The 12,243-nt window shown below is 65.4% G+C and carries 11 protein-coding genes; 4 read left to right on the forward strand and 7 right to left on the reverse strand.

The window, feature by feature from the left end:
- The first annotated feature begins 46 nt into the window (after window positions 1-46).
- Window positions 47-898 (forward strand): alpha/beta hydrolase, encoded by an 852-nt coding sequence (locus tag HWW87_RS31035; RefSeq protein WP_175823498.1) that lies wholly within the window; start codon window positions 47-49, stop codon window positions 896-898.
- Between the two features lie 93 nt (window positions 899-991).
- Here the strand turns inward: HWW87_RS31035 and HWW87_RS31040 are convergent, their stop codons facing one another.
- Entirely contained in the window at window positions 992-1,432 is a 441-nt protein-coding gene (locus HWW87_RS31040) for a PACE efflux transporter (protein ID WP_175823499.1), read from the reverse strand.
- A gap of 97 nt (window positions 1,433-1,529) precedes the next feature.
- Between HWW87_RS31040 and HWW87_RS31045 the strand changes: the two genes are divergently transcribed.
- Window positions 1,530-2,420, forward strand: coding sequence for a LysR family transcriptional regulator (locus tag HWW87_RS31045; protein ID WP_175823500.1), 891 nt, complete (start codon window positions 1,530-1,532; stop codon window positions 2,418-2,420).
- 64 nt (window positions 2,421-2,484) lie between these two features.
- On the opposite strand, the gene HWW87_RS31050 is transcribed toward HWW87_RS31045, so the two are convergent.
- Window positions 2,485-2,913, reverse strand: coding sequence for a Tautomerase enzyme (locus tag HWW87_RS31050; protein WP_175823501.1), 429 nt, complete (start codon window positions 2,911-2,913; stop codon window positions 2,485-2,487).
- Window positions 2,914-3,040: 127 nt separating this feature from the next.
- Here HWW87_RS31050 and HWW87_RS31055 point away from each other — a divergent pair, with 127 nt between their 5' ends.
- Window positions 3,041-3,637 (forward strand): TetR/AcrR family transcriptional regulator, encoded by a 597-nt coding sequence (locus HWW87_RS31055; RefSeq protein WP_175823502.1) that lies wholly within the window; start codon window positions 3,041-3,043, stop codon window positions 3,635-3,637.
- A gap of 90 nt (window positions 3,638-3,727) precedes the next feature.
- Here the strand turns inward: HWW87_RS31055 and HWW87_RS31060 are convergent, their stop codons facing one another.
- Entirely contained in the window at window positions 3,728-4,141 is a 414-nt protein-coding gene (locus HWW87_RS31060) for a hypothetical protein (RefSeq protein ID WP_175823503.1), read from the reverse strand.
- A 392-nt stretch (window positions 4,142-4,533) separates the two neighbouring features.
- Here HWW87_RS31060 and HWW87_RS31065 point away from each other — a divergent pair, with 392 nt between their 5' ends.
- Window positions 4,534-5,121 (forward strand): hypothetical protein, encoded by a 588-nt coding sequence (locus tag HWW87_RS31065; protein ID WP_175823504.1) that lies wholly within the window; start codon window positions 4,534-4,536, stop codon window positions 5,119-5,121.
- Between the two features lie 144 nt (window positions 5,122-5,265).
- Here the strand turns inward: HWW87_RS31065 and opcM are convergent, their stop codons facing one another.
- From opcM to HWW87_RS31085, 4 genes are read right to left on the reverse strand one after another with little or no spacing between them, the layout of a single operon-like run.
- A complete protein-coding gene (opcM, locus tag HWW87_RS31070; RefSeq protein ID WP_175823505.1) occupies window positions 5,266-6,801 on the reverse strand; it encodes a multidrug efflux transporter outer membrane subunit OpcM in 1,536 nt (511 codons plus the stop codon).
- A gap of 10 nt (window positions 6,802-6,811) precedes the next feature.
- Window positions 6,812-9,997 (reverse strand): multidrug efflux RND transporter permease subunit CeoB, encoded by a 3,186-nt coding sequence (gene ceoB / locus HWW87_RS31075; RefSeq protein ID WP_175823506.1) that lies wholly within the window; start codon window positions 9,995-9,997, stop codon window positions 6,812-6,814.
- A 45-nt stretch (window positions 9,998-10,042) separates the two neighbouring features.
- Complete coding sequence (gene ceoA / locus HWW87_RS31080) at window positions 10,043-11,260, reverse strand: multidrug efflux RND transporter periplasmic adaptor subunit CeoA (RefSeq protein WP_175823507.1); 1,218 nt, start codon at window positions 11,258-11,260, stop codon at window positions 10,043-10,045.
- 33 nt (window positions 11,261-11,293) lie between these two features.
- Window positions 11,294-12,154 carry an alpha/beta hydrolase gene (locus HWW87_RS31085; protein WP_174385729.1) on the reverse strand — a complete coding sequence of 287 codons (861 nt, stop codon included), beginning with the start codon at window positions 12,152-12,154 and terminating at the stop codon, window positions 11,294-11,296.
- Window positions 12,155-12,243: the final 89 nt, after the last annotated feature.

The following is a 12,243-nucleotide window of genomic DNA, read 5'->3' on the forward strand; positions in this document are numbered from 1 at the left end:
TGATGCATAGTTGCGTCGTGTTGACGCACCTTTGAGTCTTTCAGTCATGAACATGCGAATCGAGCCGTCCGTGCTCGCGAACCCCGACCTGCAATTTTCGACGCTTTCGTCAGGCATCAGCCTGCCGTATGTCGAGCGGGGCAGCGGTGCGCCGATGGTGTTCGTGCACGGCTCGCTGTGCGACTACCGCTACTGGGATCCTCAGCTTGCGGCGCTGTCGGCCCATTACCGCTGCATCGCGCCGAGCCTGAGCCACTACTGGCCGGCCGTCGAAGCGGGCATCCAGGACGAGTTCAGCTGGCAGAACCACGTCGACGAGCTCGCCGAATTCATCGACGCGCTCGATCTCGGCCCCGTGCATCTGGTCGGCCATTCGCGCGGCGGCAGCGTCGCGTTCAACGTCGCGCGCCAGCATCCGCACCTCGTCGAATCGCTGACGCTCGCCGATCCGGGTGGCCCGCTCCAGCAGCCGGGCGTACGCGAAGCCGCCATGCCGGCCACCGCGATCGCGCTGCGCACGAAGGCCGTGAACCTGATCGATCAAGGCGAAGTCGAAGCCGGTCTCGAGATGTTCGTCGATTCCGTGAGCCTGCCCGGCGCATGGAAGAAGAGCACGTCGCGCTTTCGCACGATGGCGATCGACAATGCAAGCACGCTGCCGAAGCAGCTGCGCGACCCGCTGCCCGCGTATTCGCAGCACACGGCCGGCGATATCGCATGCCGCACGCTGCTGATCGACGGCCAGCGCAGCCCGAAGATGTTCCGCCACAACGTCGACACGCTGTCGCAGTGGATCGGCAATGCGCAACGGCAAACCGTCGCCGGTGCGTCGCACGGGATGAATGCAGCGAGCCCGGCGGTGTTCAACCGTTACGTGCACGAGTTCGTCGCCGCGTAACGCTCACGGGCGGCATGCGCGCCGCCCGGCCTTCCTCTCTGTTGCAGACGCGAAACGGCGCAGGCCGTCCGCATCGTTTCGCATCCCTCTGCGTCATGCCACCGGCGCCGCCTTGCGCGTCACCGCATCCGGCAACCCGAACACGCTGTCGAACGCCCAGTTATACGCGAACGTGAAGATCGGGAAGAACACGATCAGCACCGCGTCGTACAGGAACGCCTGCAAAAGCGACACGTCGAGCCACCACGCGATCAGCGGAATCAGGAACGTCACGAGCGCGACCTGGAACCCGATCGCATGCACGACGCGCCGCCCGACGGTGCGCGTAGTGGCCATGCGCCGCCGCTCCCACGCCTCGAACCCGAGGTTGTACAGAAAATTGACGGTGACGCCCGTCGTCGAGATCATCACGCCGAGCAGTCCGCTCGTCGCCGCGCTCGCGCCGCTCAGCATGCCGAGCACCGACGATGCGACGAGGATGCCGAGCACCTCGAACATCACGACGTAGACTATGCGTCTCTTCCATCCTTGCATGACCGACCACCTTCGTTTCGAACCAGGTGGCGAGACTACAGCGGGCACTTCGTCCGCAAAAGTCAGGTCCTTTCAATTTTTCTGACAGGAGGCGCGCATGCTGACCAGCGACCACATCGACATGCTGCTGACCGTCATCGACAAAGGCTCGTTCTCGGCCGCCGCGCGTGCGCTCGGCCGCACGCCGTCGGCGATCAGCATGGCGATCGCGAACCTCGAGGCCGAGCTCGATCTCGAGCTGTTCGACCGTGGCACGCGCGAACCGACGCCGACCGCCGCGATGGCCGCGTTGCTGCCCGACGCGCGCTCGATCGCCGAACGGCTGCATGCGCTACGTGCGCATGCGCAGCATCTGTCGGAAGGCGTCGAGGACACGCTGCGGCTCGGGCTCGCGGCCGAAATCGACGGCGCGCCGATTGCGCGCGCGCTGACGGCCGTCGCGGCGAAGTATCCGGCGCTCGCGGTCAGCCTCGTCACGGCGCCGCAGGATGCGATCGTCGACGCACTGCATCGCGGCGCCGTCGATCTTTGCATCGCGTACGGCGGACTCGATCTTCATCCGCAGGAACAGATTCACGCGCTGTGGACCGAGACGCTGATCGCGGTCGCCGCGCCCGATCATCCTGCGATTGCCGAAGCCGCGCATCCGGAGGCGATCGAACGATTGTCGGGGTTCCGGCAGATCGTAATCGCCGATCCGGAGCGGCCGCTCACCGACGTGCGGCCTTTGATCGGCAACCGCACGTGGAAGGTGACCGACATGGCGACCGCGATCGCGCTCGTGAAGGCCGGTCATGGCTGGGCGAACTTGCCGGAATCGATCATCGGCCGGTATGTGGCCGACGGCGAACTCGTATCGCTCGTGTTCGCGAACATCCGCAACGGGCTGCCGCTGCCCGTGTATTTGCGGCGGCCGAAACATACGGGGCTCGGCAAGGCGGCCGGGGAACTCGTGCGGGCGCTGCGGGCTGAAGACGGTCAGCATTGAGCGGTGCGGCGATGGAATCGCCGCACCGTCCGTCAACGTGCGACGGCTTGACCGTTAGTTGCGATCATTGCGCCGCCGCCGCGCTCTGGATGGAATCGACCAGCGCCGCGTTGTCGTAACGGCGTCCGGCGATCCCCCATCCGCCGTCGACCGCGTGAACGAGGTTGACCCAGACCTGCCTGGGCGTCAGCCGTCCGCCCGCGCGGCGCAACACGATCTCGGTGGCCCGTTCGACGAATCGCCGCTGCGTGTCGGGCGCGGCGAGCGCGACGGCCGGCAGCTTCAGTTCGACGAACGCCGCCGGCTCCGCGCGGCCCTGCACGAAGGTCCTGTCACGCGGCAGCACATTCAGCGTGCCGATCAGGTTCGGCGCCAGGAACGCGTTCCCGGTCAATCCCTCGACTTCCAGCAGCGCATCGGTCAGTTCGGCAAACACCGGCCCTTCGTTTTCCTGCGTGAAAACCCCTTCTGATACGGTCAGCGTAATCGGCATCGCACTTTCTCCAGGTCAGGTCATCGGAATCGTGACGTGATATAAGTATCAGTCACTCTCTATACATTAGACACTAATCGCTCTCTATGCAAGCAATAAAGAGCGATCACTCTGAAGCGAGCCTGTCATGCGTTATTCCGTCGAGCACAAGAACGAAACCCGCACCCGTATCCTCGAGGCCGCGAGCCGCCTGTTCCGCCAGGAAGGGTATGGCGGCTCCGGCATCGGTCCGTTGACGAAGGCGGCAGGCGTCACCAACGGCGCGTTCTATGGGCATTTCAAGTCGAAGGGCGAAGCATTCCGCCAGATCGTGCTCGACGGCCTCGACCAGCTTCGGCAAGGCGTCGCAACGCTCAAGGCCGAGCATGGCGCGCGCTGGCGGCGCGCGTTCGTGGCGTTCTATCTCGGGCCGCGACGCACCTGCGCACTCGGCGAGAGCTGTGCGCTGCCGAGCCTGTCGCCCGAAGTGATGCGCGCCGACGACGACACGCGCGACGCGTACGAACAGGCGTTGCAGCAGATCGTCGACGAAGTGTCGTCCGGGCTCGGCGAATCGCCCGACGACGATCGCGCGATCGCGTTCCTCGCGCTGCTGTCGGGCGGCGTCACGCTCGCGCGTGCGGTGCGCGATCCCGAACTCGCCCAGCGCATCGCCGATGCGGTCGGCCGTTACGCGGTCGTGATCGCCGAACGCACCGACGTACGGCCCGAGCAGCAGGCATGACGGACGGCCGATAAAAAGATTCTTCGTGGATTTCCGTGGACGCGACCTTTCGACCCGGAGTGGTCACTTATCGACACGTTGCTCAGAAAGTCAGCGGATAGGCTGTCCGACAACCCGAGCCCACATCGCCCGAAGGCGCCGCGCGCGGTCTTCGAAGAGATATGAGGCCGCAAGCGTCAAGAGACCTGAAATTGCACCGGTCACGATGTGCTCGACATAGGGGATACGGTAATGACTCGTATGCGAATAGGCGTCGCCCAACGTCGTCAGGACGCCAACGACCAGCGCATTGCCGTATCGATGCGCGAAGAGTTTCGCCACAGGCGTGAAAGTCAAAAGTACAGCCAGGAGTCCGGTCAGCAGACCGGTATGAAATGCGATAGTCCAGTGGGCAAGGCTCATGATGTTTCCCCAGCTCCCCGGCATGCAGGTCATGCACGCACTGGTCGGCTGCCAGAAACGCTGGACGAACAGTCTGACGCGGTGCTTCCACTCGGTTGACATGATGCATTCCCATCAATGCCGTCGCCACGGCCGGCGCCACCACTACACGTATCGTTGAGGCGGTTTCCAAACGCTTTGACGAGCTTGCCGCTGTCGTTATGGTGGATCGGCTGTGCGCCGTGGAGGCCAGGGCAATAACCCTGAACATGTGGAAATACTACTCCACGATTAGACGGCCGCCGTGTCGACCGAGACCGGAATTCAACGCTTGCGTCTATCGGTGCGGCCCCGTCCGTGACGCGCATCGAACGATGCGCTGCGCGCGAAGTCGATGGCCGGCGGCGACGCGGAGCGGTCAGTCATCTTGCTAGCGAGCAGCCGTTCGGACTATCTATACTTCCCTAACATCAAAGTGCTGCCGCCCCAGGCCTTGAACGCAAAAGGAGGCTCCCATGAGACTGCTGACAACCGCTGAAGCCGATGAATACCTGCAGACTATAGGCATGCACATAGGAAGTTGGAATCAGATCGCCGACCTACCAAGTGAAAGTACCGTTCGCACCTACCTGCCGTACAGTGCGCCCACCCGTTCGAAGGAACTGTACGTATTTGCGCATCACGCGGCAGGTTGGTTGCCCGCAGGAAATTGGAAAATATTCCAGATCGACAATTCGAGCGCGTTCCGCACAGACGAGCTTTGGTTCATCGATACCCTGCTCGGACCAGACAAAGGCCTGCGCTGTGAAAACAATGCTGGGTATCGATCTCTTTTGTTCGACGGATCCGCAAACGCGAACCTCGATGTTTCAACTGAACTAACTATCGCAAGGCTCATCTATCTTTTCTTGCTTTTCGAACAACATGCCTATGTGGTCTCCTCGGCGAGTTTGAACCGTCAACGGCTAGGAGTACAAGACGGCGTCGTCTATTTCGAGTCCGATGTTTTCTACCGCCCTATAGCGGACAAACTGATGCGCGTGTTCGAGTCGAACCCATTGCGGCTCCCCTCATGGATGGACGGCATTTTAGACGTCGCCTGATTGGCTGCTCCTGGCCAATCGCCAACATTCCTCCCCCGCAAATCCGCGACGCCCCATAAAAAACCCCGGCATGCAGACCTGAGCCTGCATACCGGGGTTCTTCACTTCTCGGCCGGCGAGCGACGGCCCGCCCGCCGTTCACGCTCACCGCGCAGCCACTTCCGCCTTGACAGACGCCGCATCCCCAACCGCTGTCGGCGCCGCGCCCCACCCGCCACCGAGCGCACGAATCAGATTGACGGTCGACACCGCCTGCGCCCCCGTCAACTGGTTCGCCTGCAACTGCGACTGCAACACCGACCGCTCACTGTCGATCACATCCAGATACGCGACCTCGCCTTCCTGATACTGCGTCCGCGACAGCGTCGCCGCACGGCGCGACGCGTTGACGGCCGCATCCTGCGCGCGGATCTGATCATCGAGCAGACGCAGGTCAGCAAGATTGTCCTCGACTTCGCGGAACGCGACGAGCACCTGCTGCCGGTAATTCGCGACCTGCTCGTCGTACTGCGCGCGCGCCTGCTGCACGCCGGCGGCCCGCCGCCCGCCGTCGAACAGCGGCAGCGTCAGCGCGGTGCCGGCGAACGGCCCGAGCAGGAACGTGCGGCTCGACCACAGGAACAGGTTGCCGAGCGTCGACGCCTCATAGCCGAACGCCCCGGTGATATCGAGCTTCGGAAAGTACGCCGACTTCGCGAGCCCGATCCGCGCGTTCGCGGCCGCCATCGCGCGCTCGGCCGCCGACACGTCCGGGCGGCGTTCGAGCAACGCGGACGGCAGGCCCGGCGGAATCTTCACCGCGACCGGCACGATCGGCGTTTCCTTGAACGCGAAGTCCGCGGGCGCCTTGCCGAGCAGGATGGCCAGCGCATGCTCGGACGCCGCACGCCGGCGCGCGACGCCGACCGCATCGGCCTGCGCGCTGGCCAGCTCGTTCTTCGCACGCGACACGTCGAGCTCGCTGATATCGCCTTCGTTGAAGCGGCGCTGCACGAGCTTCAGCGCCTGCTCGCGCAACTCGACCGTGCGGCGGTACAGGTCCTGATCCGAATCGAGCTGACGCAATTCGAAGTAGTTCTGCGCGACGTCGGCCTGCAGCGCAAGCTGCACCGAGCGGAACAGCGCTTCGCTCTGCGCCTGGTCGGCACGCGACGCCTCGACGTTGCGGCCGACGCGGCCGAACAGGTCGGCTTCGTACGACACCGTGCCCTGCGCGCGCCACAGCGTCGCGTTGGTCGGGCCGGTGCCCTGCGGCTGGAACTGCGACGCCGACGACAGCCCCTCGCGCGTCGGCCCGAACCCGGCGCCGACCTGCGGGAACCATTGCGAACGCGCCGAACGGGTCGCCGCACGCGCTTCCTCGACCCGCGCGGCCGCGGCCTTGAGGTTCTGGTTCGCGGCGAGCGCCTGCGTCTCGAGCGAATCGAGCACCGGGTCGCCGAACACCCTCCACCATTCGCCGCGATGTTCGCCGTCCGACGGCTCGGCCGTCTTCCACGTGCCGGCCTGCTCGCCGGCGGCGAGGGTCGGCGCTTCCTTGAACGCGGCGGGCGCCGCCGCATCCGGCCGCTTGTAGTCGGGGCCGACCGCGCACGCAGCGAGCAGCGTCGCGAGCAGGGTGCTCGCGGCCGCCACCTTCGCGAAGCGCATCAGGCCGTTCGTGTTGTGCAAGTTATTCATTTTCTGGTCCTCAAGCATCGGGCGCCGGCACACCGTACCCCGTCGAATCCTTGCCGGCGACGTGGATCTTGCCGCCCGCGAGCGTGCGCAGCACGACGTAGAACACCGGCGTCAGCATCAGCCCGAACAGTGTCACGCCGAGCATCCCGAAGAACACCGCGACACCCATCGCATGGCGCATTTCCGAACCGGCGCCCGTCGACGTGACGAGCGGCACCACGCCCATGATGAAGGCGATCGACGTCATCAGGATCGGGCGCAGCCGCAGCCGGCTCGCCTCGATCGCGGCCTCGAGCGGCGTCCTGCCGTCGTGTTCGAGCTCACGCGCGAATTCGACGATCAGGATCGCGTTCTTCGCCGACAGCCCCACCAGCACCATCAGGCCGATCTGCGTGAAGATGTTGTTGTCGCCCTGCGTGAGCCACACGCCCGTCAGCGCCGACAGAATGCTCATCGGCACGATCAGGATCACCGCGAGCGGCAGCGTCAGGCTTTCATACAGCGCGGCGAGCACGAGGAACACGAGCAGCACGCTGATCGGGAACACGTACATCGCCGAATCGCCCGCGAGGATCTGCTGGTACGTGAGGTCGGTCCACTCGAAGCGCACGCCGCGCGGCAGCGTTTCGTGCGCGATGCGCTCGACCGCGGCCTGCGCCTGCCCCGACGAGAAGCCGGGCGCCGGGCCGCCGTTGATGTCGGCCGCCGTGTAGCCGTTGTAGCGCACGACCATTTCCGGGCCGAACGTCGGCGTCACCGTCACGAGCGACGACAGCGGCACCATCTCGCCCTTGTCGTTGCGCGTCTTCAGTTGCAGGATGTCGTCCGCGCGCTGGCGGAACGGCGCATCGGCCTGCACGCGTACCTGGTACACGCGCCCGAAACGGTTGAAGTCGTTCACGTACAGCGAACCGAGATACACCTGCATCGTGTTGAACACGTCGGTCACCGGCACGCCGAGCTGCTTCGCCTTCACGCGATCGAGATCGACGTTGAGCTGCGGCACGTTGATCTGGTAGCTCGTGAACAGCGGGCCGAGTTCAGGCGCCTGCTGCGCGCGCTTGATGAAGTCGTTGGTCGCATCCGACAGCTTCGCGTAGCCGACCGCGCCGCGATCCTCGATCTGCATCTTGAACCCGCCGAGCGTACCGAGGCCAAGCACCGGCGGCGGCGGGAACACCGCGACGAACGAATCCTTCATCGCGCTGTATTTCTGGTTCAGCGCACCCGCGATCGCGCCGGCCGACAGCGCCTTGCCGTGACGTTCCGAGAACGGCTTCAGCGTGACGAACACGATGCCCGCGCTCGAGCTGTTGGTGAAGCCGTTCACCGACAGCCCCGGGAACGCGACCGCGCTCTCGACGCCCGGCTGCTTCAGCGCGATCGAACCCATGTCGCGGATCACCTTCTCGGTGCGGTCGAGCGACGCGCCGTTCGGCAGCTGCGCGAACGCGATCAGGTATTCCTTGTCCTGCGCGGGCACGAAGCCGCCCGGCACGACCTTCGACACGAGCACCGTCGCGCCCACCAGCACGAGGTACACGCCGAGCATCAGCGTCTTGCGCGACAGCACGCCGCGCACGCCGCGGCCGTAGTTCTCCGCGCCGCGATGGAACACCTTGTTGAAGCCGCGGAAGAAGCCGCCGAGCACGCGGTTCATCACGCGCGTGAGCCAGTCCTCCTTGTCGCCATGCCCCTTCAGCAGGATCGCGGACAGCGCCGGCGACAGCGTCAGCGAGTTGAACGCCGAGATCACCGTCGAGATCGCGATGGTCATCGCGAACTGCTTGTAGAACTGGCCGGTCAGGCCAGACATGAACGCGAGCGGCACGAACACGGCGACGAGCGTCAGCGCGATCGCGATGATCGGCCCGCTCACTTCCTGCATCGCCTTGTAGGTCGCCTGCCGCGCGTTCATCCCGCTTTCGATGTTGCGCTCGACGTTCTCGACGACGACGATCGCATCGTCGACCACGATCCCGATCGCGAGCACCATCCCGAACAATGACAACGCGTTGATCGAATACCCGAACGCCAGCAGCAGCGAGAACGTGCCGATGATCGACACCGGCACCGCGATCAGCGGAATCAGCGACGCGCGCCAGGTCTGCAGGAACACGATCACGACGATCACGACCAGCGCGATCGCTTCGAGCAGCGTATGCACGACGGCCTTGATCGACGAGCGCACGAACTGCGTCGGGTCATAGACGATCTTGTAGTCGACGCCCGCCGGCATGTCCTGCTTCAGCTCGGCCATCGTCTTGCGCACTTCGTCCGAGATCTGCAGCGAGTTCGCGCCCGGCGACTGGTTGATCGCCATCGCGACGGCCGGCTTGTTGTCGAGCAGCGAGCGCAGCCCGTATTCGGATGCGTCGAGCTGGACCCGTGCGATGTCGCGCAGGTGCGTGACGCCGCCGTCCGGCGTCGTCTTCACGACGATGTCGCCGAATTCGTCTTCCGTCTGCAGACGGCCGCGCGCGTTCACCGACAACTGCAGCGGCGTGCCGGGCAGCGACGGCGATGCGCCGATCACGCCGGCCGCTACCTGCACGTTCTGCTCGCGGATCGCCTGCACGACGTCCTCGGCGGACAGCCCGCGCTGCGCGACCTTCTGCGGATCGAGCCACACGCGCATCGCGTAGTCGCCCGAACCCCACAGCTGCACCTGGCCGACGCCCTGGATCCGCGACAGGCGATCCTTCACGTTGATCAGCGCGTAGTTGCGCAGGTAGGTCATGTCGTAGCGGTTGTCCGGCGAGATCAGGTGGACCACCATCGTCAGCGTCGGCGAGCTCTTCACCGTGGTGATGCCGAGCCGCTGCACGTCTTCCGGCAAACGCGGCAGCGCCTGGTTCACGCGGTTCTGCACGAGCTGCGTGGCCTTGTCCGGATCGGTGCCGAGCTTGAACGTGACGGTGATCGTCATGTTGCCGTCGCTGTTCGCCTGCGACTGCATGTAGAGCATGTCCTCGACGCCGTTGATCTGCTCTTCCAGCGGCGACGCGACCGTCTCGGCGATCACTTTCGGGTTCGCGCCCGGGTACTGCGCCTTCACGATCACGGAAGGCGGCACGACTTCCGGATATTCCGAAATCGGCAGCAGGAACATCGCGATCACCCCGCCAAGCAGGATGATCACCGATAGGACTCCTGCAAAGATCGGCCGGTCGATAAAGAATTTGGAAATGTTCATGGGTTGCTCTGTCTGGTTGAACGCGGATGCGAAGCGGCGCGCCGCTTACGAATCCGCCTTCGCCGGTGCGGCCGGCTTCGCGGTGCTCGCGAGCGGCGCGGACGGCTCGTCGCCGCCCGTCATCGGGACCATGTGCGGCTTCACCTGCGCGCCGGGGCGCACGCGCTGCGTGCCGTTCACGACCACGCGATCGCCGGCGGCAAGGCCGCTCACGATCACGCGCCGGTTGCCGTGCTGCATCCCCGGCTGCACTTCGCGGTACGACACGCGGCCCTGCTGGTCGACGACGAACACGAACTTCTTGTCCTGGTCGGTGTTGATCGCCGCGTCGTCGACGAGCAATGCCTCGTGCGGCGCGCTGCCGCCCACCTTCACGCGTGCGTAGAGGCCCGGGACGAGCGTGCCGTCCGCATTGTCGAAGCGTGCGCGCACGCGGATCGTGCCGGACGACGTGTCGAGCCGGTTGTCGACCGAATCGATCTCGCCGTTGCGCGAGTAGCCGGCTTCGTTCGCGAGGCCGAGCTCGACCGGCACCTTGCGGCCGCTGCGCGCGCCGTTGATGTATTGCAGGTAGGTCTGCTCGTCCGCGTCGAACGACGCGTAGATCGGCGACACCGACACCAGCGTCGTCAGCGGCGCGGCCGACGCGCCGGCCGACACGACGTTGCCGAGCGTGATTTCCGCGCGCGACACGCGGCCCGATACCGGCGCGGTGATGCGCGTATAGCCGAGGTTGATGCGCGCCGTTTCCAGCGCGGCTTCGGCGGCCTTCAGGTTCGCGTTCGCTTCGCGTGCCGCGTTCTGCTTCTCGTCGTAATCGCGCTTCGCGATCGCGTTGTCGCCGATCAGCCGCTGCGCGCGCTGCCAGTCGCTCTGCGCATAGCCGTTGCGCGCCTGCGCGCCCGCGAGCTGCGCGGCGGCGCGGTCGACTTCCGCCTGGTACGGGCGCGGGTCGATCACGAACAGCACGTCGCCCTTCTTCACGAGCGCGCCGTCCTTGAAGTTCACCGCGACGATCGTGCCCGACACCTGCGGGCGCACGTCGACTTTCTCGACCGCTTCGAGGCGGCCCGAATAGCTTTGCCAGTCGGTCACGGTCTGCGGCACGACGGTCGCGACGTCGACTTCGGGCAGCGGCGCCGCCGCTTTTTCGGGCGCGTTCGCGTTCACGCGCATCGCGCCGAACGTGCCGAGGCCGACGACGGCGAGCGTGACGATCGCCGCGGTCGCGATTCGGGAACGGGAGGTGCGTAGGATGGCCATGTGGATCTCCAGGTAAGCGTGGATTGGTTCTGGTTATTCGGTACGGTTCGGCTGGCGCGCCTGGAAGCGGCACTGGAAGAAGCGCACGGCTTCCTCGAACGCGGCTTCGTGCGTGGCGAGCGCGGCGTGCGTGATGTCCGGATAGCGGATCACCTGCGTGAGCACGCCTGACGAGATCAGGCAGCCCGCATATTTCTCCGCTTCGACGTGCAGCACGTCGTTCTGCGCGGTGACGACCAGCGTCGGCGGCAGCCCCGCGAGGCGCACCGATTCGATCGGCGCCGCGTACGGGTGCATGCGCTGCGCCGCCTGCGGCAGGTACGCGCGATAACAGGCCGCGCATTCGCGCGCGGTGATGTCGGACGCGAGGCGCTCGGCGTCGCCGATGCGCGTCATGCTTGGGTCGAGCATCGGCCCGAACAGCGCCTGCGCGACGATCGACACTTCACCGCGGTCCCGTGCGATGAAGGCGAGGCAGTTCGCGAGCTGGCCGCCCGCGTCGTGCCCCGCGACCCCGATCTTCTTCGGGTTGCCGCCGAACGCGCGGGCACGCGTCGCGGCCCATACGGCGGCGCGATACGCATCCTCCGGCGCGGCCGGAAAAGGAAAGGCCGGCGCGAGCGAATAATCGACCGACACTACGAGAGCTGGTAAGCGTTCTGCTAAAAAACGCGCGGCGAAATCCGCGTCTTCGAGCGAACCGCGGACGAAGCCGCCGCCGTGGAAATAAAGCACTACTGGCAGCCCGGTCTTGTCCGGGCGGCGGTAGAGGCGCAGCACGATGTCCTGTGCGTAGCCGGGAATTTCCACTTCGGCGACCGTCAACGCCGCGCCTGCCAAGGCTTGCGCGGGCAACGCGGCTTTCAGGAATTTGCTGAATTCAGAAGCGTCCATGACGATGCAGCATCCATTTCGAGATGGAACGAATTCTGGGTCCGGCAGACATTGGGATAAATGCCTATAATCCGGCAACACAATTCAAC

Origin of the sequence: Burkholderia sp. BCC0419 (assembly GCF_902830285.1) — a bacterium.
Classification (GTDB): Bacteria; Pseudomonadota; Gammaproteobacteria; order Burkholderiales; family Burkholderiaceae; genus Burkholderia.